The sequence below is a fragment of the Erwinia endophytica genome (genome assembly GCF_009295515.1).
Lineage (GTDB): Bacteria > Pseudomonadota > Gammaproteobacteria > Enterobacterales > Enterobacteriaceae > Erwinia > Erwinia endophytica.
Window position 1 is genome coordinate 14,109 of sequence record NZ_RQVV01000050.1, and the last position, 24,463, is coordinate 38,571.

20 protein-coding genes are annotated in these 24,463 nt (G+C 49.0%); 2 read left to right on the forward strand and 18 right to left on the reverse strand.

Features of this window, described 5'->3' with window-relative positions; all coding sequences use genetic code 11:
- Positions 1-58 precede the first annotated feature (58 nt).
- The 6 genes from EH228_RS13955 to EH228_RS13980 form a co-directional block, all read right to left on the reverse strand.
- Positions 59-622 (reverse strand): HigA family addiction module antitoxin, encoded by a 564-nt coding sequence (locus EH228_RS13955; RefSeq protein ID WP_240116300.1) that lies wholly within the window; start codon positions 620-622, stop codon positions 59-61.
- Positions 576-1,967 carry a P-type conjugative transfer protein TrbL gene (gene trbL, locus EH228_RS13960; protein WP_152322240.1) on the reverse strand — a complete coding sequence of 464 codons (1,392 nt, stop codon included), beginning with the start codon at positions 1,965-1,967 and terminating at the stop codon, positions 576-578. The genes EH228_RS13955 and trbL overlap by 47 nt, the downstream gene beginning before the upstream one ends.
- Positions 1,968-2,154: 187 nt before the next feature.
- A complete protein-coding gene (gene trbJ, locus EH228_RS13965; protein WP_152322241.1) occupies positions 2,155-2,949 on the reverse strand; it encodes a P-type conjugative transfer protein TrbJ in 795 nt (264 codons plus the stop codon).
- An 81-nt stretch (positions 2,950-3,030) separates the two neighbouring features.
- Complete coding sequence (traJ, locus tag EH228_RS13970; protein WP_048229217.1) at positions 3,031-3,384, reverse strand: conjugal transfer transcriptional regulator TraJ; 354 nt, start codon at positions 3,382-3,384, stop codon at positions 3,031-3,033.
- A 790-nt stretch (positions 3,385-4,174) separates the two neighbouring features.
- A complete protein-coding gene (locus EH228_RS13975) occupies positions 4,175-5,164 on the reverse strand; it encodes a replication protein RepA (RefSeq protein WP_152322242.1) in 990 nt (329 codons plus the stop codon).
- A 12-nt stretch (positions 5,165-5,176) separates the two neighbouring features.
- Positions 5,177-5,404 carry a helix-turn-helix transcriptional regulator gene (locus EH228_RS13980; RefSeq protein ID WP_034497625.1) on the reverse strand — a complete coding sequence of 76 codons (228 nt, stop codon included), beginning with the start codon at positions 5,402-5,404 and terminating at the stop codon, positions 5,177-5,179.
- Between the two features lie 87 nt (positions 5,405-5,491).
- Between EH228_RS13980 and EH228_RS13985 the strand changes: the two genes are divergently transcribed.
- On the forward strand, positions 5,492-6,526 hold the full coding sequence (locus EH228_RS13985; RefSeq protein WP_152322243.1) for a transcriptional regulator: 1,035 nt from the start codon (positions 5,492-5,494) through the stop codon (positions 6,524-6,526).
- 493 nt (positions 6,527-7,019) lie between these two features.
- On the opposite strand, the gene EH228_RS13990 is transcribed toward EH228_RS13985, so the two are convergent.
- The 3 genes from EH228_RS13990 to guaB all read right to left on the reverse strand — a co-directional run bounded on the left by EH228_RS13990 (position 7,020) and on the right by guaB (position 11,647).
- Complete coding sequence (locus EH228_RS13990; RefSeq protein ID WP_049590375.1) at positions 7,020-8,210, reverse strand: tyrosine-type recombinase/integrase; 1,191 nt, start codon at positions 8,208-8,210, stop codon at positions 7,020-7,022.
- A gap of 307 nt (positions 8,211-8,517) precedes the next feature.
- Positions 8,518-10,098, reverse strand: a complete 1,581-nt coding sequence (gene guaA / locus EH228_RS13995; RefSeq protein ID WP_152322244.1) for a glutamine-hydrolyzing GMP synthase — start codon at positions 10,096-10,098, stop codon at positions 8,518-8,520.
- 82 nt (positions 10,099-10,180) lie between these two features.
- Complete coding sequence (gene guaB / locus EH228_RS14000) at positions 10,181-11,647, reverse strand: IMP dehydrogenase (RefSeq protein WP_152322245.1); 1,467 nt, start codon at positions 11,645-11,647, stop codon at positions 10,181-10,183.
- Between the two features lie 169 nt (positions 11,648-11,816).
- Here guaB and xseA point away from each other — a divergent pair, with 169 nt between their 5' ends.
- Positions 11,817-13,193, forward strand: a complete 1,377-nt coding sequence (xseA, locus tag EH228_RS14005; RefSeq protein WP_152322246.1) for an exodeoxyribonuclease VII large subunit — start codon at positions 11,817-11,819, stop codon at positions 13,191-13,193.
- Positions 13,194-13,287: 94 nt separating this feature from the next.
- Here xseA and EH228_RS14010 read toward each other — a convergent pair whose 3' ends face one another.
- From EH228_RS14010 to pilW, 9 genes are all read right to left on the reverse strand, one after another.
- A complete protein-coding gene (locus EH228_RS14010; protein ID WP_152322247.1) occupies positions 13,288-15,720 on the reverse strand; it encodes a glucose/quinate/shikimate family membrane-bound PQQ-dependent dehydrogenase in 2,433 nt (810 codons plus the stop codon).
- 481 nt (positions 15,721-16,201) lie between these two features.
- On the reverse strand, positions 16,202-16,429 hold the full coding sequence (locus tag EH228_RS14015) for a zinc ribbon domain-containing protein (RefSeq protein ID WP_152322248.1): 228 nt from the start codon (positions 16,427-16,429) through the stop codon (positions 16,202-16,204).
- Positions 16,430-16,658: 229 nt separating this feature from the next.
- Positions 16,659-18,149 (reverse strand): ribosome biogenesis GTPase Der, encoded by a 1,491-nt coding sequence (der, locus tag EH228_RS14020; protein ID WP_152322249.1) that lies wholly within the window; start codon positions 18,147-18,149, stop codon positions 16,659-16,661.
- Between the two features lie 174 nt (positions 18,150-18,323).
- Entirely contained in the window at positions 18,324-19,505 is a 1,182-nt protein-coding gene (gene bamB, locus EH228_RS14025; RefSeq protein WP_152322250.1) for an outer membrane protein assembly factor BamB, read from the reverse strand.
- 47 nt (positions 19,506-19,552) lie between these two features.
- The gene (locus EH228_RS14030; RefSeq protein ID WP_152322251.1) at positions 19,553-20,173 is read right to left on the reverse strand and encodes a YfgM family protein; all 621 of its coding nucleotides are present in this window, start codon (positions 20,171-20,173) and stop codon (positions 19,553-19,555) included.
- A gap of 13 nt (positions 20,174-20,186) precedes the next feature.
- Positions 20,187-21,476 carry a histidine--tRNA ligase gene (gene hisS / locus EH228_RS14035; RefSeq protein ID WP_152322252.1) on the reverse strand — a complete coding sequence of 430 codons (1,290 nt, stop codon included), beginning with the start codon at positions 21,474-21,476 and terminating at the stop codon, positions 20,187-20,189.
- Between the two features lie 62 nt (positions 21,477-21,538).
- Positions 21,539-22,660, reverse strand: coding sequence for a flavodoxin-dependent (E)-4-hydroxy-3-methylbut-2-enyl-diphosphate synthase (gene ispG, locus EH228_RS14040; RefSeq protein WP_152322253.1), 1,122 nt, complete (start codon positions 22,658-22,660; stop codon positions 21,539-21,541).
- A 38-nt stretch (positions 22,661-22,698) separates the two neighbouring features.
- Positions 22,699-23,718, reverse strand: a complete 1,020-nt coding sequence (rodZ, locus tag EH228_RS14045; protein WP_152322254.1) for a cytoskeleton protein RodZ — start codon at positions 23,716-23,718, stop codon at positions 22,699-22,701.
- A complete protein-coding gene (pilW, locus tag EH228_RS14050) occupies positions 23,708-24,436 on the reverse strand; it encodes a type IV pilus biogenesis/stability protein PilW (protein WP_152322255.1) in 729 nt (242 codons plus the stop codon). The genes rodZ and pilW overlap by 11 nt, the downstream gene beginning before the upstream one ends.
- Positions 24,437-24,463 lie beyond the last annotated feature (27 nt).

Below are 24,463 nucleotides of genomic sequence, written 5' to 3' on the forward strand. Positions count from 1 at the left end.
CTTTTATGCCCCTTGAGGAGCGGTATGCATAATGCAACATGAGGTGAACGCAGATTAATTACTTACGTCGTTGTTCCCTATGATCTTGCAACATCTGCAGATTGCTCCAAAAATCCTCATCAGTACCAAATATGACAGCAAGAACGCGAGCCTCATCATCCGTAAGACGACGCAAACCGCAGATAATATCGTCAATATACTGCTTGCAGATACCCATAGCTTCCGCCAGTTCATCATGAGACATGTTCAGCGGTTTTAAAAATTCCTCTACCAGCATCTCTCCCACTGTCACAGGCCCGTCAGTATCTGCTTTTGTGTAGTATGCAAGAATCTCTGAACGCCCCTGCTCATACGTCAGTTCACCTGAAATAATACGTGCCTTAATGGACTCGTACAGTGGCGTACCACTGGAGTCCATTCCTTCAAGTCTCAGGGAAGCCTCTGCTTTACGAAAGCCCTCATTGCGTAACCGTGAATCGGAAGTCCTGGACATAGTTTTTCCTTTGAGTTGCAGAAGTAAAGTTCGCTCAGTGGAAGCGTCAGCTCGCGCTCCCCCGTAAACTGATGCGCTTGATTCAAGAATTATTATTGCCGGATAAGCTATCTCCGGCAAAATCATCATGGTCGAGGTTATCCCGACGAGTAGCTGTTTGTTTACGTATCTGAGTCGCCAACTCCCCTCCAATTGTCCGTTGGACACGAGAAGAATCGCTACTTCGCTTCATTGTCTGGTATTCAGCAGCTCCGTTAGCCATACTGCTTCCCATATGGCTTGCCATGCGGCCAGCTCGTGAGAATGAAGCAAACCCCTGACTTCCTCCTCTGGCGCTACCTGAACTGCTCCCAGCAGACGAACCCCCGGAACCGCCTGAGGGTTGGCCGCCAGAAGTATCTACGGAACCGGTATCTTCCCCGCCGCCAAATCCGCCACCGGAACCGCCTCCACCTCCTGAACCAGATTCTTCGGCCATGGCAGCTTGCGCAGACTCGAACGCTGCCTTTAATGCAGAGGCTCCGCCGCTGACTTGATCTGATGCCCCCATTGCCATTGCTCCAGCACCGCTGATGGCAGTAGCGGCTGCGCCGGTAATCATACCCGCCCCAAATCCACCAATCCCTTGTAAAGAAGCCCCTCCTACAACACCTGATAACAACAGTGGTAGCTTATTCGTTAATACTAACAGGATAATTGACGCCAGAAGCAAAATGATAAGACTATTAAGATCAGGAACATCATCTTTAATAAGAGAAAAATATTGATCTATAAATGATTGTCCAATCCCAATAATTAATGTCATCGTGAATAATTGAATGCCAATCGATAAAACAGTTCGTAAGTAATTAATTGCTATATCAGAGGTCCATTTCGAACCACCAAACCCAAGTAATATAACTCCGGCATAACATAACACCCATGCAGAAACCAATATGATTAGCATATTTATCGCTATAAGGGACATCACTACCAAAACGATTATCGCGACTGTTATCATAATGGTGGATATCATTGGCGACCAAATTGATGCGGCTGAACTGACCTTTGTTAATATCGCAAACGCCATATCAACTATGCTTGATGGAGAAATACCAGTACTTATTCCTAACGCGTTTGCTGCAAGTTGTCTCATTGAATTAATTATGGATTGCGATATGGATGGGCCGTTGATTAAAAAATAATAAAAAAAACCAATGACGGCAAAAAAGCGAACTATTTCAGCAAGTACGCCTGTCAACCCTTCCCCTTGCATCGCCATCATACCAAATGTCCAAACCATACTTATTAATACCAGCCCCCAGAAGAGCCAATTTGCATAGTCAGCAATTACTGTTGTCCATGTACTGGCTACTTGTTGAAACTTATCTAATAAAGTATCAAGTAGCCCGCTACTATCTAATTGACCAGCATAGGCATTTATAGAAAAGAAAAGGATGATACCTAAAAAGGTGAGCTTACTTACTATTTTCATGATTACCATTCTCGTTTAGGGCTTGGATTGTTATTACTACGCAATGCACAATTATCGGATCTATGTGCATCAAATTTATTGTCTGGCGTCGATGAGCAATCGTTATCGTTTTTTTCGCAAGAACATATAATCATTGAAATGATTAGCATAAAAACCATCATAATTTTATTTTTCATTCAGTTGTTCCTCACCAAATTCGCTTCGGGCTTGGTGTGTTCTGTCCAGCTAATACTTTCTCATCAGCAGCTATTTGTTGGGCTTCTTTATCGGCCTGAGCCTGTGCCAGTGTTGCCGCAGCGTTTTGTTGAGCTACCAGAAGCGAGCGGATTTGCAGTAACTGGTTTGTCTGCGCGCTGGCAAGCTGGGTAGCGGCCTGAATTGCTTCCATTTGCCCTTGTGAGCCGGTTGCCTGAGTTTGCAAATCTGCAAGGTTATCAGCATCGCTCTGCAGGGTGTTCTGCTGTTCGTCAATTACCTTAAATAGCGCGTCATTGGCCTTTTTACGTGCCCCTGAACTGTTCTGTTCAGCTTCACGCAATGCGCTAATTTCAGACGAGGTACATTCAACATTGCTGTTAAAGCAAGGTGATGACCTGTAGTAGTTAACATCCTGATATCGTTTCAGGTACGCATCGAGACTCCCGGCCTGATTCTTGTAGTAATTAAGGGTATCCTGCACCTGCAACAATTTATTAATTGTTGAATTTGCCTGGTCCCAGATATAGGCCGCAGGTGCTACGGTGTTCTGCAGCATGTTTTCATACTGCTGCAGCTGCGTCTGGTACTGCTGGATTTGTTTAGCAACAGCCTGAACGTTATTGACTGCGCTGATTGTGGTCTGAACCACATTAGTACCATCAATAACGGGAATTCCGGCATTCACCGGTAATGCCATAACGGACGCCACGAAAGCAACTATTAAAGATTTTTTAGCGGCTAAAGTTCTTCTTTGTGATGAAACCATTCGGAACATTAAATTCATTTACTTACCTCTTTTTCATCAGATCTGTAATATTTAACACTCAGCCTGTTAAAAAATACAGGTATACAGGAAACCACACATTTATTTATCCAAGATTTTATCCATAATGTTCCTTAGTTCTTGCCGAGTTGATTCTATTTTCGCAAGCAAGGTTCTTATCAGTGTGGGTGAAAAATCAACTGTTCGAGGATCATTTGCGAGCCATAATTTAAGTAATCCGCCAAGTCTTCCAAGGTCAGCGTTTACTCGGCTAAGTTCATGAACCTGTTTTATATCTACGATAGAATCAACCTGATAACCCATTGCAACTCTACGAACAAAACCGGCAACACTTAATCCAGATGCTTCTGCATTTTCTTGGATGAGAACTTTTTCTTCGGGTAAGCAATAAACTTTTATTGGCGTACTATTTTTTCTAGTCTGAGCAATTTTCATATAGCTCTCCATACAGGCGGTAGCCTGGCAGCCTCGCAGAGCAGGACGCTCTTGAGCCGCGATGCGGCGAATAGGGAGTGGTAAAGTTGGGCCACCGTTCAAGGTGGGCCTACTTTACATGTCCTGCCCTCCTGTTGCCGTAGTATATCTATGCACATCAATGTGTATTTCAGTGTACAGGATGTGTTTTCTTAGCGTATTAATATAGGATTACTCGGGTAAAATCCTTCGGTATATCGTGACTCTCGCCCCCGTCTCACTGGTTATAAACTCAGCCATAACTGATTTCATCGCACCTAACTCATAGGGAAATTTATCGGATTTTAGCGGCTAAAATTTCTAAAGCCTCCTAATCACAGCTAACCAATTATTTTATATGCTTAAAAACCTCTACCTCATGTGTCAACAATACAAACATAAGCAATTAATGTTTAGCTAAACAAACCCCAATAAAATTTACACTAAAAAATCTAATAGTGATAATCAGGAATGAATTTGACCCCATCGAGCTTATCCACAGTATCTTTCCTTTAACTACAGGTTAATTTTTATATAGGTTAAACCTACAGGAAAACACTACAGGGTGTTCTATAACCCTTTGTTATAAATTAATTTTACAACCATCCAAGTGACAGAACATGCGTATACCGAGTCAAAACATGCGTAAACTTCGACAGAACATGCGCAGAATACTTTCTTTAAAGCGTGACAGAATATGCGTGGATAACTTTCTTCATCCCCAAGCTTATACACACTGGTAAAGTTTAAGTTGATAGACGTTCATCACGCTTCAATATCCCTCAGTTCTGTATTTTTTCCTTCGAGGTACTTGAGGAGCACCTGGTTTTATAAGAAGTCCTTTGTCGGTCGGTGTAGCATCTAGCCCTGGCCATGCCCGCTGTACCTTTTCAAGCCCATCGTTAAACCGTCGCCTAAAGTCTCTGACATCGGAATAATTTGAACCCATTTGCTCCATCAAACCTAGCCAAGGGATAATTGTGCCTCGCTTTAAATAACTCACACGATACGTCGCCCAGCAATATATATCCAAGGCCATCGGAGAGCGCTTAATCAAACGCAATACTCTCATATCCAATGGGACAGGTTTATCTGTTATCAGTTGAAAAAATTTAGGTGACAACTCAACCCAAGACTCCCATAGAAAATCTTTCTCTGGTTGTTTTGCACTCCACAAAATATGGGATACATCCGCTACTCTAGCTCCCACTTCATCCTCACAAACATATCCACTTTCCTCATTTAACTCTGCAAACGTAACACTGACCGTAGTTTTAAATAATCGCCGCATCTGTTCTCGAAATGGATTTATAGAACCATTTTTTCCACCGGTTGAGCGAAGACCTAAGTCTTCCATGAAACGCCGTTGGGAGCGACCCAATTCAAGCTTACGTGCTTCCTGTTCTGTAATAAATCCTTTATCCAGTTTTGACTTATTTCTAACTGCTTGAGAACTAACCCAAACTAATAGCAATCGAGCATAGCAACCGAAAGGCAAACCTACTGCTGATGGTGCCATCATATGCATGGTTAAATTACCATTTTTACGGCACCACTCATTCAATCCTGGATTGCTGTGTGGTAGGGTTGCTTGAATTAAGAACCGAGCAATAAAACCAATTTCATTGGCTTCCAGAGCACTACACTCCTGGATTGCCAAAAGTTTATCTATATATCTCGTATTTCTCTTAACTTTCACTGACCCTTTTTTGTTTTGAGTCGGTTCCCTAGATGGAGCATCCATTACATATTTAATCATCATGATGACTCGCACTTACCAAAAAAAACCGGGTCTTGCTGCCTTTAAAGCCGATCTGCGCTTTTCTTCAATCCAGTTTTCAACCTCAGCTAAATCCCAAGCAACACTTCGGCTAGTCAAAACAATACGCTTAGGAAACTCACCACGCTGCTCCAAGTTATAGATTGTTCGATCAGACAAAGGAATCATCTTGAGTAATGTTCTGCGATTAATCAGCATTTTATTAGTCATTGACGAATTCATACCATACCTCCTTATCAACACTGTTTAGTAGATATTGCCTGAAGTTTCTTGTATCTTAGAGGTATCAATTGGACAAATAGGTTGGACATGAAAATATTTGAAACGGAAGAAAATGCGCAAAAAAGACTAGGGCTGTATTACATCCCTGTTTGGGAACATACTGATGAAACGGTAGTGCATGCCATCCGCATTTTTAGGGAAAAATGGCATTCATATTCTGATAAATCTAAACGGTACAACATCATAAAATTGATCAAAGAGTTGATTGATCCATCTGTATCGGAATATTTAAGTCGACTTCCAAATCATTATTTATCTTTTTGCCCTGCCTCAATAAAAAATTGTAACTATAGCGATCTTGTTAAACTCAGAGGCTTTTCTTATACGGCCGTTCAAATTCACTTTCATCTGAGAAATTTTGTTAACCATAGTTCTCATACAGAGCAAGACATGTTTTTCATATCCACTCAGGACATGCTCAAATCATTTTTTATGTATTGTGAAGGAAACAGCCCAAAAAATTCAAAACTAGCCCCCGATCTCTATGTAAATATGGAAAGAAAAACGCGAATTTGTGCCTTATGTGGAAACCCGACTGAATTTTCATCATTTATTAGATCATGGAAAGAGAATGGAATTATTGAAGGTGAAGAAAACGAAGATAATGAGAAATTTGGAAAAAAAAAGAGACCAGACTTCAGTCAAACATACTGTCTAAATCACCGACCGAAACTGCACGATGGTTCTTGGAACGCGACCTACAAACAGGCAAAACGTTCTACAAAGCAATTTGAGCAAGAAGTCTTGAGGCTACGGAGACAAATTGCCCATCCAGATCGCTACAATGCAAAATCTGGAGATAATTTAGTTGATGAGTACTTTTATCATTACCTCTTTGATTCTTCACTGGATCCAACTAATGTCGCTGAACTGCGCAACTTAGCACGCAGAATGGTAGATTCGCGACTGACTGACAACAAAAAGCGAATACTGGTTCTTCATAAGCAAGGGCTTTCCAATCGCGAAATTGGTATAAAATTAGGGGGCTTAACAGGTAGTGTACTAACAAATCAAGCTATTTCTAAAGCCTTAGGAACGATTCGTGATGAGTTCATCTTATAAAATTCCATTTCTGGCAAAATTTTAGCGGCTAAAATCTCTCGCAGAAAAATTAAATACATAATACATTTTAATATTATCATCAACCAGTTATGTAAAATCTTCCGCGATTAAACGGTATTAAGATGATGGCTCATGGTGTTATGATTTATCATTTATAGTGCAGCTGTAAGCGATTATGCAAAATGGATCTCTGTGATATTACCTTACCAGTAAACCACAGAAGCTGATCTGTAATGACATAGGGCTGATCAATTCTATGGTTATGCAATGGCTCATCACCTTACTTGCCTCTGATCATGAAAGGCATTAGTTTTCCTGCGAGTAAGTCTAAGCCAAAGGGTCGTTTACAGTTGCCCTTCCCTTTGCTCAATAGGTGCTATCTTACTTGCTGAATCATAGAGGTGGCATTTAGAGACATAGATGCCTTCATATTTTAGCGGCTAAAACTTTCCTTCTGTCGCCAGAAAAAGATTGATTACAATTTAATTTATTATCAATTACTTACCCATTCATCAATCATATTCGCCCAATCTTGTAGCATCTCAGCCCTCTGCTCACGATATTCAGCCTTGTTATAAACAGCTCGTACCCCCTTTTGTTCATGGGCAAGGCACTTCTCAATCCAGTCAGTATTATACCCGGCCTCATGTAGCAAGGTGCTGGCAGTACGCCGTAAGTCATGGGGGCCAAACTTAGGCAACAACTCCCCTTCTTTCTGTGCCTGACGATACGTCAGTGTCAAAACCCGGTTTAAAGTAGCGCTACTCATAGGTGCATCGGAATCGTAGCGCGAAGGAAGGATAAAATCAGAGCTACCGGCAAAGGTTTTAAGAGCAATCAAAATATCCATTGCCTGTTGGGGAAGAAAAACCAAATGTGGATTACGTCGTTTCATCCTCTCCTTTGGTATCGTCCATAATGCTTCACTAAAATTGATCTCGCTCCAGGTCGCGTTAGTAAGCTCGCTTTTACGTACCATCGTTAACAGCAAAAGTTTAACCGCTGCTCTGATTGATGGCGTCGTTCCTACCCGTTCCATATACCGATACATCAGACCGATTTCAACTGGCGTCAATGCCCTGTCACGAGGCTCAAATTTCGCTATGCTTGCAGGCCGTACCAGATCAGCTGGATTCTCCACCTTCTGACCGCGCTCAATAGCCCAGCGATAGACTTGCAATACAATCTCTCTGGCGTGTACAGCTGTCGCCGGTGCCCCTCTCTCGACAATGTTATCGGTTAATGCACGTAAGTCTTCATGTGTAATCTCACTAAGTTTCTGCTGGGCAAATTTTGACTTCAACTCCCTTTGATATACCGAACGCCGCATATCACGTGTCGATTCAGCCATTTGATAACCGCGTAACCATTTCTCAGCCCACGCACCAAAAGTCTCCGCATCTTTGATACGCGCTTTATCTCTGGCTTTTTCCCTAGCAGGCGATCTTCCACTGGCAACCATTTTTTTGGCTTCATTGAGCCGTTCACGCGCTTCTGCAAGCGTGATCCCTCCAACACCATAGCGGCCAAAAGTAACGGTCTCCTGTCTTCCGTTTATTGAATAGTTATAACGAAATGAAATAGTTCCAGCCGGAGTGACCGCAACATACAGACCATCACGGTCATTAACTTTATAGAGTTTCTCCTTCGGCTTAAGGTGACGCAGCCTGGTGTCAGTCAACATGGTTTATTGTTTTCCTTTATCAAAAAATACCATGTTGTCTAAAATTCAGAAAAGTCATTTAACTCTCTGTTTTTAATTGAGTTATAAAAAACAAATACCATAACTCAACCGAAATTTATCACATGGTACTTTTTCAAACCTGAATTCAAAACTAGAGAGTACCATCAAAAATTCCATTGAAAAAACCGTGCTTCCCGTTGCTAAAAGCTGCCAGAAAGTGCCAGACACAAAAACAAAAAAGCCCGCAGTTACGCGGGCTTAGAGGTACTTTACTGCTTTTACGTGCAGGCTGTTACCAGACGCGAAATCATTCCCACTCTATCGTTGCTGGCGGTTTACCCGAGATATCGTAAACCACGCGGGAGATACCGTCGATTTCGTTGATAATGCGGTTAGAAACACGGCCAAGGAAGTCATAAGGCAGATGTGCCCAGTGCGCGGTCATAAAGTCGATGGTTTCTACAGCACGCAGTGAAACCACCCAGTCGTATTTACGGCCATCGCCCATCACACCAACCGAGCGTACCGGCAGGAACACGGTGAACGCCTGGCTGACCTTGTTATAAAGATCCGCTTTATGCAACTCTTCGATAAAGATCGCATCGGCACGACGCAACAGGTCGCAATATTCTTTTTTCACTTCGCCCAGTACACGCACGCCCAGGCCTGGCCCCGGGAACGGGTGACGGAATAACATGTCGTGCGGCAGGCCCAGTTCCAAACCGATTTTACGCACTTCGTCTTTGAACAGTTCTTTCAGCGGCTCAACCAGCCCCAGCTTCATCTCTTTCGGCAGGCCACCCACGTTGTGGTGTGATTTGATCACATGCGCTTTACCCGTTGCCGATGCCGCTGATTCAATCACATCAGGATAGATGGTGCCCTGCGCCAGCCACTTGACATCCGTCAGCCGGGTCGCTTCTTCATCGAACACCTCGACAAATACGCGGCCAATGATTTTACGTTTGGCTTCCGGTTCATCAACACCGGCCAGCGCGGCCAGGAAGCGGGCTTCCGCTGGTACATGGATAATGTTCAGGCCAAAGTGGTCGCCGAACATGTCCATTACCTGTTGCGCTTCATTCAAACGCAGCAAGCCGTTATCAACAAAGACACAGGTCAGACGGTCACCGATAGCGCGGTGCAGCAGCATCGCGGTCACAGAAGAGTCCACGCCGCCAGACAGACCCAGGATCACTTTGTCGTTCCCCACCTGCTCACGCAGGCGCTCAACCGCGTCTTCAATAATTTTGGCTGGCGTCCAGCGGGCTTCACACTGGCAGATATCGAGCACAAAGCGCTCCAGCAGACGCTGCCCCTGATGGGTATGCGTCACTTCCGGGTGGAACTGTACGCCATACTGCCGTTTCTCTTCGTTCGCTATAATGGCGAATGGACAGGTCTCGGTGCTGGCCACGGTCACGAAGTCCGCCGGGATAGCCGTCACTTTGTCACCATGGCTCATCCACACATCCAGCAGCGGTTTTCCGGCAGCGTTCAGGGAGTCTTCAATGCCGCGGGTCAGTGCACTTTCCACTGCCACTTCAACCTGGGCATAACCAAATTCCCGCTCGCTTGAGCCTTCCACTTTGCCACCCAATTGCAACGCCATAGTTTGCATGCCGTAGCACACACCCAGTACCGGGACACCGGCAGTGAAAACGTACTCTGGCGCACGTGGGCTGTTGTGTTCAGTGGTACTTTCCGGGCTACCGGAAAGGATGATGCCATTCGGGTTGAACTGGCGGATCTGCGCCTCGGTGACATCCCACGCCCACAGTTCACAGTAAACGCCGAGTTCACGCACACGGCGAGCCACCAGTTGCGTATACTGCGAACCGAAATCAAGGATCAGTATGCGGTGTTTATGAATATTTTCCGTCGTCATTGGGCTATTCCAGGGCGATATAACAAATTCAGGGATTAGGATTAAAACGCCCGGCAGTGCCGGGCGGATGATTCAGGGGTTATCAGGAACCCATGCGGTAGTTCGGGGACTCTTTAGTAATGGTCACATCGTGGACGTGGCTTTCCGAAATACCGGCGCCGCTGATGCGGACAAATTCCGCTTTGGTGCGCAACTCGTCGATAGTAGCACAGCCGGTCAGCCCCATACAGGAGCGTAATCCACCCATTTGCTGATGAACTATCTCTTTCAGGCGGCCTTTATAAGCCACACGGCCTTCAATCCCTTCCGGTACCAATTTGTCCGCCGCGTTATCGGTTTGGAAGTAACGGTCAGAAGATCCTTTGGACATCGCCCCTAAAGACCCCATACCGCGATATGATTTAAAGGAGCGCCCCTGGTACAGTTCAATTTCACCTGGCGATTCTTCCGTCCCTGCCAGCATTGAGCCAACCATCACCGCAGAAGCCCCGGCGGCAATCGCTTTAGCTATGTCGCCAGAGAAACGAATACCACCATCGGCGATAACCGGAATACCCGTGCCTTCCAGCGCGGTCACCGCGTCAGATACCGCAGTTATCTGTGGCACGCCGACCCCCGTCACGATACGGGTCGTACAGATTGACCCCGGACCAATCCCGACTTTCACCGCACTCACGCCAGCGTCCACTAAAGCCAACGCCCCTGCGCCAGTCGCTACGTTGCCGCCAACTATCTCCAGGTCCGGATATTTTGCGCGGGTTTCACGAATACGTTGCAACACGCCTTCAGAATGACCATGCGATGAGTCGATCAGCAATACGTCGACCCCTGCCGCTACCAGCGCATCAACTCGTTCTTCATTACCCGCACCCGCGCCCACTGCCGCCCCCACTCGCAAACGACCATGCTCATCTTTACAGGCGTTAGGTTTACGTTCGGCTTTTTGGAAATCTTTAACGGTGATCATGCCCAGCAAATGGAAGCTGTCATCAACGACCAGCGCTTTTTCAACGCGTTTTTCGTGCATCTTCTGCAACACAACGTCACGCGCTTCACCTTCACGCACGGTAACCAGACGTTCTTTAGGGGTCATCACCGCAGAAACCGGCAGACTCATGTCAGTCACAAAACGCACGTCACGACCGGTAATGATGCCAACCAGTTCGTTGTCGCCATTCACCACTGGGTAACCGGCAAAACCGTTACGTTCAGTCAACGCTTTCACTTCGCTTAGCGCCGTGGTTGGCAGTACGGTTTGCGGATCGGTCACCACGCCACTTTCGTGTTTCTTCACCCTGCGGACTTCTTCCGCCTGGCGTTCGATAGACATGTTTTTGTGGATAAAACCCAGGCCGCCTTCCTGAGCCAACGCAATAGCGAGGCCTGATTCGGTAACGGTATCCATCGCAGCAGACAGCATAGGAATATTCAGGCGGATAGATTTAGTAAGCTGGGTACTGAGGTCGGCCGTATTGGGGAGAACAGTCGAATGAGCTGGGACGAGCAGAACATCGTCAAATGTCAGGGCTTCTTTAATGATTCTTAGCATGGCAATATCTCAACCTCAGGGTGAATGAGAATGTATAAAATATTGCCGCGGCATTATACAGGCTGTAACTGATTGCCTCCAGCTTTATTTCTAAAAATGCTTGATCCCTGTGATAAGCCATGTAGTATCGATTGATTAACCCTCTGATTTAGAATTTGATCTTCATCACATGTCGCTACCACCATCAGCCACGATTTTTACCGTCAGTCGTCTCAATACTACAGTACGCAAGCTGCTGGAGATGGAGATGGGACAAATTTGGCTGAGTGCGGAAATGTCCAACTTCTCCCAGCCCTCTTCCGGCCACTGGTACTTCACGCTGAAGGACGATGGCGCACAGGTACGCTGTGCGATGTTCCGCAACAGCAATCGCAAGGTCACCTTCCGGCCACAAAATGGTCAGCAGATTTTAGTCAAGGCGACCATTACTCTGTATGAACCACGCGGCGATTACCAGTTGATCGCTGAAAGTATGCTGCCAGCGGGCGAAGGTCTGTTGCAGCAGCAGTTTGAACAGTTAAAGCAGCAACTGGCGGCTGAAGGATTATTCGCACCAGCGCATAAACAGGTATTGCCCGATCCTGCCCGCCAGGTCGGGGTGATCACTTCGTCTACCGGTGCCGCTTTGCATGATGTCTTGCGGGTATTGCAACGCCGTGATCCCTCGCTGCCCGTGGTTATCTACCCGACTCCGGTCCAGGGCGTTGATGCACCAGAGAGTATCGTGCGGGCTATCGAGCTGGCTAACTTACGTGGCGAATGCGATGTGCTGATTGTCGGGCGTGGAGGGGGTTCACTGGAAGATCTGTGGAGCTTTAATGATGTCCGGGTCGCGCGGGCTATTTTTGCCAGCCGCATTCCCATCGTCAGCGCCGTTGGCCATGAAACGGATATCACTATCGCTGATTTTGTCGCCGACCTGCGCGCGCCTACACCTTCCGCGGCGGCAGAGCTGGTCAGCCGCAATCAGATTGAACGGCTGCGTCAGTGGCAGTCCCAGCTGACCCGGCTGGAAATGGCGATGGATTATTACCTCGCGCAAAAGAATCGCGCCTTTACTCTCTTACAGCACCGTTTGCAGCAACAGCATCCGCAACTGCGTCTGGCTCGTCAGCAGACCGCGATGATGAAGCTACAACGCCGTATGGACGATGCAATACGGTTTCGTCTGCATCAGGCGGCCCAACGATATGAACGAACCGGACAACGGCTTCACGCGTTTCAACCGCAAAATAAAATCCATCGCGCCCAGCAGCAAATACAACAGTGGCAATATCGTCTGCGACAGGCGATACAGGTGCAGCTCAATGGCAACAAGCAGCGTTTTTCCACCCTGACGGCTCAGCTTGAAGGCGTCAGCCCGCTGGCGACACTGGCTCGAGGCTTCAGCGTTACTACCGCCGCGGACGGTCAGGTGATCAAAAAGACCCGACAGCTCCATACTGGTGATACCTTGAAAACGCGGCTGGATGATGGCTGGGTGGAAAGTGAAGTCACCACCATCACCCCAGTCAAAAAAACACGCAAACCGAAATCAGACGCCTGAGGATCAGGCGCCGCCAGAACGAGACAACGCGGGCAAAACGGACACGAAAAAAAGCCCCTTCATCACTGAAGGGGCTGCGTTTTTTCCTGATGACTTATTTATCCAGCGAGAAAGCAATAACGTAGTCGCCACGATCCGGAGACTGACGTGCGCCACCAGCGGAAATCAGAATGTACTGCTTACCATTTTTTGGTGAAACATAACTCATTGGTCCCCCCTGACTACCGACTGGCAGACGGGCTTTCCACACTTCTTTACCGGTAGAGGCATCGAAGGCACGCAGGTAATAGTCCTGGGTTCCCGCGATAAATACCAGTCCTCCCTGAGTCGCCAGCGAACCGCCAAGCGATGGCATGCCAATTGGCATCTGCATATGCATCTTGATACCAAACGGCCCGGTATCCTGCACAGTGCCCAAAGGTACCTGCCAGACGATTTTCTGCGTCTTCAGGTCAATAGCCGACAACGTACCGAACGGCGGTTTCTGACAAGGGATGCCCAGTGGCGACATAAAGCGGTTTTTGTTCACTGCATATGGCGTACCTTTCATCGGTACCACACCCATACCGGCGTTAACCGCTTCACCGCCGTTGTTAACCGCACCATCCTTCGCCGGTGCCGCAGGCACCATCTGCTGCCACAGGCCCAGACGCATATCGTTGACGAAAAGATAATTGTGGTTTGGATCGATAGACATGCTACCCCAGTTCATCCCGCCCAGAGAGCCAGGGTAACTGAGTGACTTGTCAGTACCCGGCGCAGTATACAGACCGGTATAACGCATCGACTTAAAGCTGATACGACACACCAACTGATCGAACGGCGTAACCCCCCACATATCTGATTCTTTCAGCGTTTCGTTGCCGATCTGTGGCATACCCACGGAACGAGGCTGAGTGTTAGAATACTGCTCGTTCGGGATATTCGCCGGCGGAACCGGTTGTTCGATGACTTTAGTCAACGGCTTGCCAGTCAGGCGATCCAACACATAGATCTGACCTGACTTGGTGCCAATCGCTACCGCCGGTTTACTGCTGCCATCCTTCATCGGGAAGTTAATCAAACTTGGCTGCATCGGCAGGTCGAAGTCCCAAAGGTCGTTATGTACGGTCTGGAAAACCCACTTCTCTTTACCGGTGGTGGCATCAACGGCCAACACGGATGCACCGTATTTGTGATCCAGCTTAGTACGGTTAACCCCCCACAGGTCAACAGACGAGCTCCCCATTGGGATAAAGACCGCATTCATGTTCGGATCATAGGACATCGGCGCCCAGGAGTTAGGCGTACTACGCGTGTAGTGTTCACCTGGCGCGAGGATCACATTAGGATCATCTTTGCCCGGATCGAACGCCCAGCGCATTTTACCGGTAATCACGTCAAAACCACGGATGACACCACCAGGCATATCGGTGCTGACGTTATCAGCTACGCGTCCTCCCACCACAACAGTGGTCCCCGCCAGCGTAGGTGCTGAAGTCAGGACATAGCTTGGGTCTTTGGCATCCCCCATTCCTTCCCGTAGATTAACAGTACCGTTGTCGCCAAAATCAGCACAGAAATGGCCGTTATCCGCATCAAGTGCAATCAGACGCGCATCAATGGTATTCATCAGAATACGGCGCTGACAGGTCGCGCCCTCTGGCAGATTAACCGGGGCCGGCGGGATTGAATCCGGTGCGGCGGGGTGAGTCAACGGTTTAGTCGCATCAAAGTAAACCAGACCACGGCAGCGCATCCAGACCGAGGATTTAGCATTGATATCCGCTCTCCAGATCTGCTTGCCCGTGTCTGCGGCAACGGCAATCACGTTGTTGTGCGGCGTACACAGAAACACTGTGTTGCCCACCTGCAACGGAGTTTGTTGATCTTCCGCACCGTTACCATCCGGACTGAGCGGGGTATCGCCAGTATGGAAGGTCCAGGCCACTTTCAGATCTTTCACGTTATCACGGGTAATCTGATCCAGTGCCACAAAGCGGCTACCTTCCGGCGTATTGCCGTAGTTATCCCAGTTTTTCTGCTGCTGGTCTTTAGCCACTGGCATCAGAGGCAATTCCTGACCATTGACCACCGTCGGATGTGGCAGGAACATCTGTATAAAGGTCGCCACCAGACCAATGACCAGCACCGCAGAAATCGCATAAGCCGGTTTAGCTGCGGAGGTTTTACCTTCGTGCTTACGCAGTGCTGGCAGGGTGATCATCGCCAACAACAGGAAACCGGCTAACGTCATCAGGCGAGAAACCAGCGGCCAAAAATCAATGCCGGCATCCAGTACCGCCCAGATAGCGGAACCAATAAACACCAGAGCAAAAATCAGCACTGCGGAAGATTTACGGCGGAAGAATTGAATAGCGGAAAGGACCGTAAAAATACCGGCAATAACGAAATACCGGCTACCGCCCAGTGAAACCAGTTTTCCACCACCAATCACAAAGAACAGGCCGGTTGCCAGTAATATCAGGCCCAGCACAAAACACCACAAGCCCAGCCATTTAGACGACCGGGCATTAGTTTGAGACATGGCAAAAATACTCCTGAAGAAGGTGAGACTTAGGACATTGTTCAAATCACGTCATAATTGTACCATGTGGTTCATAACTTAATAAACATAAAGCCAACAAAATTTACTTTTCTTGCCATATTTAGCAATACTTGCGCAACTCTTGTACTTCGATAAAAAACTTTCCTCAATAATTAAAAACCACTTAATTTCAAAGGTAATTATTTCATGGGTATTTTTCACCCGTCTGAAATCATTTCAAATCGCAGACAACATTGTTAAAAGCGCTTTAAACAGCGCGAGGGAGAGCTACTGGTCGCTACGGCGAGAGAGAATCCACGGACTGGATGACAAAAAACACCAATGAATCTGGCGGATGGCGACATAATGCCATACGGAGAGAAAGGGAGATTTAAAATGTGATTTATTACTTATAATCCCATGCGTTTACCGGGTAAATAATGGGAGTAAAAAACGCGACCAGACATTCAGAACATCTCAATCAGAGCGACTCCAGCAATGGAGAGAATTCCACACGTTTTTTTGAGATCAGTCCATGGCCATTCACGCAAAAATAATCCACCGCACCACAGGCTTTTAACACCTGCAAAGGCTGATGGCAATCAGGACAAATAGCCTGCATAGCAAAGAAGCGATCGCAAATGGCACAGCGATAGCGATCTTCTTCCACATCCAGAGAATGTTGACAAACCGGGCATGACAAATTCATGGCACTCTCCTGTTTTATCGCCCAAACACCAGGATAAAAACGCTTTTGAACGCTGTTTGCACTGACTGGACGCTAACCCATGCGTCCCGGCAAACAGCGAGTAAATCTTCTGGCGTTTACTCCAGCAGGGAACCAGGGACATTCATGCAACTAACACTCCAGCAACGTGCCATATGGGCAATACCACTGAATGTCATATAAAACCAGGGGCCCAGAGCCCCCGGCGGAATCACCGTTTATTTTTCTTCAGATGACTCATCAAACGTTTACGCTTACGTTGCTGATTTGGCGTCAGCAGATTACGCTTGCCAGCAAACGGGTTCTCTCCCTCTTTGAACTGGATCCGGATCGGCGTCCCCATCACATCCAGCGAACGGCGGAAATAGTTCATCAGATAGCGCTTGTAGGAATCCGGCAGGTCTTTCACCTGGGTGCCATGGATAACCACAATCGGAGGGTTATAGCCGCCAGCGTGCGCATATTTCAACTTCACACGGCGTCCGCGCACCAGTGGTGGCTGGTGATCGTCAACCGCCATATTCATGATGCGCGTCAGCATTGAAGTGTTCACCCGCCGGGTTGAGCAATCATATGCTTCCGTCACGGATTCGAACAAATTACCCACGCCACTGCCATGCAAAGCGGAGATAAAATGCACGCGGGCGAAATCAATAAAGCCCAAACGGAAGTCCAGAGTTTCTTTCACCTCATCACGTACTTCCTGCGACAGACCATCCCACTTGTTGACTACGATCACCAGCGAACGCCCACTGTTGAGGATAAAACCCAACAACGAGAGATCCTGATCAGAGATACCTTCACGGGCATCGATAACCAGCATCACCACATTGGCGTCTTCAATCGCCTGCAGGGTTTTGATAACCGAAAACTTTTCAACGGTATCGGTGATTTTTCCACGTTTACGTACCCCGGCAGTATCGATAAGGATGTACTCACGACCATCACGTTCCATCGGAATGTAGATACTGTCGCGCGTGGTGCCCGGCATATCGTAAACCACCACCCGCTCTTCACCCAGGATACGGTTGGTCAGGGTAGATTTACCAACGTTAGGACGACCAACAATAGCCAGCTTGATCGGCAGATCTTGCGGGTTAAAATCATCAATTTCTTCTTCCGGTTCCGCCCCACTCTCTTGCGCCGCCAGAGCCGCCCAGTAAGCGTCGTTTTCATCTTCTTCGCTCACTGCCTGCTGCGGGTCGATTTCATCCATCCACGGCAGCAACACCATCTCCAAAAGGCTGGTGACGCCACGTCCGTGAGAAGCGGCAATCGGGTGGATATCCCCCAGTCCCAGCGACCAAAAGTCTGCCATGGCGGAATCTGGATCCAAACCATCAGTTTTGTTGGCTACCAGAAAGGTGGGTTTCTGACGGGTACGTAAATGTTTGGCAATCGCCTGATCGGCCGCCATCAGTCCCGCACGCGCATCAACCATAAACAGCACTACGTCAGCTTCTTCAATAGCTAACAGCGACTGCTCAGCCATGCGTGTCTCCACGCCCTCTTCATTACCGTCGATACCCCCGGTATCGATACAGATAAACTCCCGCCCTTCGACCTCGGCGCGACCATATTTACGATCTCGGGTGAGCCCAGGAAAATCCGCCACCAACGCATCTCGTGTGCGCGTTAAACGGTTAAACAGGGTGGATTTTCCCACATTGGGACGCCCGACCAGCGCGACCACAGGTACCATATTGAAGCCTCATTACAAAAATTAAGCGCCTGACATACATCCTGGTCAGTGCAACAGACAAAAACAACTGACGACCAGGCAGGCTGACGGCGTAAAGAATACCACGCCTCGAGAAAAACGAAACGGCCCCTGACGAATCAGGAGCCGTTGCAGACGATAGCCAATTTATCGCTGTTAGCGGGTAAAGGCGTAGACTTTACCCCCCTTCGCCTGGATTAACAGCTTGTCTCCGACAACACTCGGTTCAGTTTGGAAGCCAGAGCTGTCCACTTTCTGCTGAGCAACAAAGCGCCCATCGGTAGTATTGATCCAGTGCAAGTACCCTTCGCTATCTCCCACCACCAGATAACCATCATACAGTACCGGTGAAGTCAGGTTACGGTGCAACAGTTCGCTTTGGCGCCACACCGTTACACCACCCTCGGTGCTGAGCGCCACTACGCGGTCATCCTGATCGACCAGGTAAATGTGCCCGGCGTCAATAACCATATCGTGCACGGAGCCAATTTCACGTTTCCAGATAATCTGGCCAGAACGCAGATCCATCGCAGCCAGGTTTCCGTTATAAGCCAGGGCATAGACCACGTTATTCAACACAATTGGCGTGGTATCGACATCCGCCAGACGATCGATCTCCGTCGCGCCTGTCGGCTGGGAAATGCGCTGCTGCCAGATAATCTGGCCCTGATTTAACATTACCGCACTGACGCGACCGCTATCTCCTCCGACGATTGCCGCACCGTAGGCGACCGCAGGTGCCGATTCGCCACGCAGAGACAACGAAGGCACGTCGAGGTTAACAGTCCACTTCACGACACCACTGCTTTGATCCAGGCCTTGCAGAATACCGTTGCTGGTATGGATCAGCACCAGACCGTCACTGACAACCGGCCGGGAAAGTACTTCACCCGCAGCCTGGGTCTGCCAGGCAATAGAACCATTGTTGGCGTTCAGGGCATAAACCTGAGCACGTTCGCTGCCGATATAAACATGGCCGCCATCAACCGTCACCCCGCCAGAAAGCAATGCCGACAAATTTTTAGAGAAGAACCCCGTCTTCTCCGACAGATCGACTTTCCACAGCTCCTTGCCATCACTGGCATTCAGCGCTTTCACGACACCGAAGCGTTCGGCCGCATAAACAGTACTGTCTGACCAGCCCGGATGCAGGTTGGAATAGTAATCACCAACACCATCGCCTACCGAGGTACTCCAGACTTTTTCTGGGGTGAACTGATTTTCAACTTTTGGCAGCGGCGACATTTTGACCACATCTTCTTCACCACTGAACCATGAACATCCGCTGAGTAAAGTGACTGAAATCAGTCCTGGCAGAAGTATCTTACGCAATTCCATGAAATCCCTCTTGTGCCTGTTGAGGCCATTTTTTACCCGTAGCGGACTTAACCCGGGAGATTATTCATTTTCATCTGCAGCATCTCTCTCAACGCCGGAGATGCGTCAGAGTTAATGCCTTTACTCCAGGCATCGCGAGCGCCTTTCGTATCGCCTTTGCTGAGCAGCGCTTCACCACGCACATCAGCCACGATCGCCGTCCAACTGTCACCTTTTATCGCATCGAGGGTTTTCAGTACATCGTCCGGCTGTTTCTGCTGCAACTGAATACGCGCCAGACGCAGATTCAGCACAGCTTGCAGGTTGGCGTCTTTGGTATCCTTCAAGCCACTCTGCAATTGAGCCGCTGCTTTATCAAGCTGGTTGCCGTCCACATAGCGTTTTGCCAGTTCCAAAGAAATCAACGCGCCATAAGTATTGTGATTGTCACTGGCAAACTTCGCCGCAGTATCCAGCGTTTCAGGCTTGCTGGAATCTAACTCAGTGACAACCTGCTGATAGGCATTTGAGGCTTGCTGATTGCTGCCTTCCTGATGAGAACTCCAGTAACGCCAGCCCGCCAAGGCGCCCACGCCAATAATCACGCCGACAACCAAAGCTTTACCGTTCTGGGTAAAGAAACGTTTGAGCGCGTCAACCTGTTCGTTTTCGTTGCTATAAACTTCCACGCAAACTTTCTCCTTAAATAGCGGCGGTCTGATTCAACAACGCTGTCAGCGTACTCGCTGCATCACGCTGTGCCAGCGTTTGTTGTTCGCCGTTACGCAAATCTTTAATGACCACTTCGGCGTTGGCGACTTCTGTCTCGCCCAATACCAGCGCGACGCGAGCGCCCCATTTATCCGCTCGGGCAAATTGCTTCTTAAAATTACCCCCGCCGAAATTGGTCATCAGCTTCAGTGACGGGTCTGCATCACGGAGCTGCTCGGCCAGTCGTATCGCGGCTGACTGTGCGCCCTGTCCGGAAGCGATAACATAGACATCGACAATGCGCGTCGGTTCAAATTCTGGATTCACTGCCTGTACCAACAGAACCAGACGTTCCATGCCCATGGCGAAACCAACCGCTGGCGTGGCACGCCCGCCCAGTTGCTCTACCAGACCATCATAACGTCCGCCGCCACAAACCGTCCCCTGAGAACCGAGACTGCTGGTCACCCATTCAAAGACGGTGCGGTTATAATAATCCAGTCCACGTACCAGACGCTGGTTGACGGTATAAGCAATACCGGCCTCATCCAGCAGTTGACACAAACCCGCAAAATGCTCGCGGGACTCTTCATCCAGGTGATCAGCCAGTTGAGGCGCATCATTCAACAGATTTTGTACGTCCGGATTTTTGCTGTCCAGCACACGCAAAGGATTGGTATACATGCGACGTTTGCAGTCTTCATCCAACACGTCCTGATGCTGTTCCAGGAACGCGACCAACGCATCACGGTAGTGAGCGCGCGCGTCCAGTGATCCGATTGAATTAAGCTCCAGGCTGACATGCTCAGCGATGCCCAGCGCTTTCCACCAGCGGGCAGTCAACATGATCAGTTCCGCATCAATATCCGGCCCTTGCAGACCAAACACTTCTGCTCCTATCTGATGGAACTGTCGGTAACGGCCCTTCTGCGGACGTTCATAACGGAACATCGGGCCGGAGTACCACAGACGCTGTTCCTGATTGTACAGCAGACCGTGTTCGATACCAGCCCGCACACAGCCGGCCGTTCCTTCCGGGCGCAACGTCAGGCTTTCACCATTACGATCGTCGAAGGTGTACATCTCTTTTTCAACCACGTCAGTCACTTCACCAATGGCGCGCTTGAATAACGGGGTCTGCTCTACAATCGGCAGGCGGATTTCACTATAGCCATAGCTGGCCAGCACCTGCTTGAGGATCTGTTCAATACGTTGCCATACTACGGTTTCCTCGGGCAGGTAATCGTTCATGCCACGAATAGCCTGGATATTCTTCGCCACTACTTTTTCTCACAATTTCGATTGCGCCTGGTGACCGGATCTAACCAGCACCACGCTGCAAATTATTTTTCAACTTGCTGAACATCAATACGGCGGGATTCATCCATCATCGACGCTTTGGCCCGAATACGCGCCTCTAATTGGTCAATCATATCATGGTTATCCAGACGCTCGCGCAGACGCACGCCGTCCTCATAGAAACCGCTTTTCTTGTTGCTGCCCGTCACACCCAACGTGGAAACCAGGGCTTCGCCTGGTCCATTCACCACACAACCGATAATGGAAACATCCATTGGCGTGATGATATCCTCCAGACGCTGCTCCAGCGCGTTGACTGTACCTATCACATCAAACTCCTGACGCGAACAGGTTGGGCAGGCAATAAAATTGATGCCGCGTGAGCGAATTCGCAGGGATTTAAGGATATCAAATCCCACTTTCACTTCTTCCACCGGATCTGCCGCCAACGAAATACGCAGCGTGTCGCCAATACCTTCCGCAAGCAGCAATCCTAACCCAATAGCGGATTTAACCGCACCAGCACGCGCGCCGCCTGCTTCGGTAATCCCCAGATGCAGCGGTTGCTCAATCTGCCCGGCTAACAAACGGTACGATTCTACGGCGAGAAACACGTCGGATGCTTTCACACTGACTTTGAACTGATCGAAGTTAAGTCGATCGAGATGATCAACGTGACGCATGGCGGATTCCAGCAGGGCTTGCGGGGTGGGTTCACCGTATTTTTCCTGGAGATCTTTTTCCAGAGAGCCAGCGTTAACACCGATGCGGATAGGAATGTTGTTGTAACGCGCACAATCAACCACCTGGCGGATACGTTCTTCGTTGCCAATATTGCCAGGGTTTATGCGCAAGCAATCCACACCATACTCGGCAACTTTCAGCGCAATACGGTAGTCGAAATGAATATCAGCGACCAGCGGCACATTCACCTGTTGCTTGATCAGGCGGAAAGCTTCAGCTGCATCCATGGTGGGAACAGAGACGCGAACGATGTCCACACCGACACGCTCAAGCGACTTAATTTGATTAACTGTCGCGGCCACATCAGTAGTCCGCGTATTAGTCATGGACTGAACGGCTATCGGCGCACCGTCACCTACGGGCACCTTGCCGACGTAAATGCGCTTCGATTTTCGGCGGATAATGGGTGCTTCGTTATGCATATTCTTTCTCCGAAATTACTCGCGACCAGAACGATGCGTTATTGCGCGCCGACTGTCAGGCGGGCAACCTGGTTGGTACGGATAAAACGACTCAGATCGACTGGCTGACCCTGATACTGGATCTGCACCGCACCCGGCGCACCAATTTTCAGGCGATACGGCGCCGTACCGGCCAGACTGAGTTTACCACCACCACGCTGCATTCCGCTGAACAGTTTTTTGCCATTGGCATCGGTCACCTCCAGCCAGCAGTCGTTACTAAAATTCATCAACAGCGCGTTAGCGTCAGTAGCCGCAGAACTAACACCAGCTGCACTGGTCGGCATCTGTCTGTTGGCGATACTGTCAACCGGTGCCTGACTTGGCGATACAACAACAGGTTGGTTCGCGTCGCCCGCAGAAGCAGAAGGAGCCGCAGAGGCCGGTGACGCGGTCGAAGCACTGGCGGTCGGGGCCACCGCCGACGGGGGAACAGACTCCGACGGGGCACTTTGCGCTGGTGGTGTTTGCACTGGGGTGTTTTGCGCCGCAGTATTGTCGGTGGTACTGCTATCTGAACTGTTATTATTCAGCGGGATAGATTGACTGTTATCCCCACTGGTTCCCGAGTTCTGATCCGCCATCGACACCAGCTCGTCCTGCGCCGCTTTATGATTCTGCCACCACCATGCGCCAGTCAGACCGACGACCACAAACAGCACCAGCCAGGTAAAAATCATCAACCAGCCGTCGCGCTTTTTACGGCGTTTACCCAATGAAAAGCTCTGCATCGGTTCGACTTTTGCCGCACGTACAGGCGCCTGTTTCGCCATCATCGGCAGCAGTTCTTCTTCCGGTACATGGACCAGGCGCGCATAAGAGCGGATATAGCCACGTAAAAAGGTCGACGCCAGATCGGTCGGCGACTTGTCCTCTTCAATGTCACGAATGGTGGAAAGTTTCAGGCATAAGCGCTCAGCAACATTTTGCTGAGTCAGGCCCATTTGCTCACGGGCTCCACGCAGGCGCTGGCCTGTTGAGTTTACTGCTGAGTTATCTTGAGTGGCTTCAGTATTCATTAGCTAAAAAATGCAGGTACTGTATCGATTGTGGAAAATTTCGCGCCAGCTGTTCCCCTGCCTGCTTTACGCCTTCAGGGTGCTTTGCCTGCGCGGCGAAGCGAATCTCTAACCACAAACTTTCTGCCGAGACAGCAAAGTTGCGTTGATAAACATCTAATAAAAACCGCGAAGTATCGCGATCATCCTTTCCAAATCGCCTTTCGGCTTCCGCCAGCAGAGCCAGACTTTTTTGCGGATAATCCTGCGTCGCTACCATCAGCGCCACTTCAGCCTTATATTTTTCTCCGGCAAGGAGATAACAATATCCGGCATTTTCAAACGCATCCGCCCGGCCATCATTTCCAGATAATTCCGCGGCTTTGCTGAACTGCTGCTGGGCCGCATTATACTGCCCTAAACGACAGAGAAACGCACCGTAATTATTGATTACATCACGGTTTTGTCCTGCCAGTAGCAGAGCATTCTGGTAGTAACGCCGTGCCGCATCCCGATCCCCGACGTGCTGCTGGTAACGGGCCATTGCCAACTGGCAGCGATAATCTTTAGGTGCCAGTTGTAACGCCTGAATCAGATTGCGCTGTGCAGCAGCCAGTTCATTGCGGGAGAGATATTCCAGTCCTAACTGTAGCCTCGTCTGCACCCGTTCGCTGTACTCTGGCGACTGGCTGCAGGCACTCAGCAGCACAACCAGCCAGATCAGTAATCCTTTACCCATATTGCCCCCTGGCGTGATTTCAGCATA

Bases quoted from the DNA above. Each gene is read 5' to 3' on its own strand.
- der (WP_152322249.1), bottom strand. From the start codon at position 18,149: ATGGTACCTGTGGTCGCGCTGGTCGGGCGTCCCAATGTGGGAAAATCC.
- trbJ (WP_152322241.1), bottom strand. From the start codon at position 2,949: ATGAATTTAATGTTCCGAATGGTTTCATCACAAAGAAGAACTTTAGCC.
- guaB (WP_152322245.1), bottom strand. From the start codon at position 11,647: ATGCTAAGAATCATTAAAGAAGCCCTGACATTTGACGATGTTCTGCTC.
- bamB (WP_152322250.1), bottom strand. From the start codon at position 19,505: ATGGAATTGCGTAAGATACTTCTGCCAGGACTGATTTCAGTCACTTTA.
- EH228_RS13955 (WP_240116300.1), bottom strand. From the start codon at position 622: ATGATGATTTTGCCGGAGATAGCTTATCCGGCAATAATAATTCTTGAA.
- EH228_RS13980 (WP_034497625.1), bottom strand. From the start codon at position 5,404: ATGAATTCGTCAATGACTAATAAAATGCTGATTAATCGCAGAACATTA.
- trbL (WP_152322240.1), bottom strand. From the start codon at position 1,967: ATGAAAATAGTAAGTAAGCTCACCTTTTTAGGTATCATCCTTTTCTTT.
- xseA (WP_152322246.1), top strand. From the start codon at position 11,817: ATGTCGCTACCACCATCAGCCACGATTTTTACCGTCAGTCGTCTCAAT.
- rodZ (WP_152322254.1), bottom strand. From the start codon at position 23,718: ATGAATACTGAAGCCACTCAAGATAACTCAGCAGTAAACTCAACAGGC.
- EH228_RS14010 (WP_152322247.1), bottom strand. From the start codon at position 15,720: ATGTCTCAAACTAATGCCCGGTCGTCTAAATGGCTGGGCTTGTGGTGT.
- EH228_RS13975 (WP_152322242.1), bottom strand. From the start codon at position 5,164: ATGATGATTAAATATGTAATGGATGCTCCATCTAGGGAACCGACTCAA.
- ispG (WP_152322253.1), bottom strand. From the start codon at position 22,660: ATGCATAACGAAGCACCCATTATCCGCCGAAAATCGAAGCGCATTTAC.
- EH228_RS13985 (WP_152322243.1), top strand. From the start codon at position 5,492: ATGAAAATATTTGAAACGGAAGAAAATGCGCAAAAAAGACTAGGGCTG.
- guaA (WP_152322244.1), bottom strand. From the start codon at position 10,098: ATGACGACGGAAAATATTCATAAACACCGCATACTGATCCTTGATTTC.
- EH228_RS13990 (WP_049590375.1), bottom strand. From the start codon at position 8,210: ATGTTGACTGACACCAGGCTGCGTCACCTTAAGCCGAAGGAGAAACTC.
- traJ (WP_048229217.1), bottom strand. From the start codon at position 3,384: ATGAAAATTGCTCAGACTAGAAAAAATAGTACGCCAATAAAAGTTTAT.
- EH228_RS14015 (WP_152322248.1), bottom strand. From the start codon at position 16,429: ATGAATTTGTCATGCCCGGTTTGTCAACATTCTCTGGATGTGGAAGAA.
- pilW (WP_152322255.1), bottom strand. From the start codon at position 24,436: ATGGGTAAAGGATTACTGATCTGGCTGGTTGTGCTGCTGAGTGCCTGC.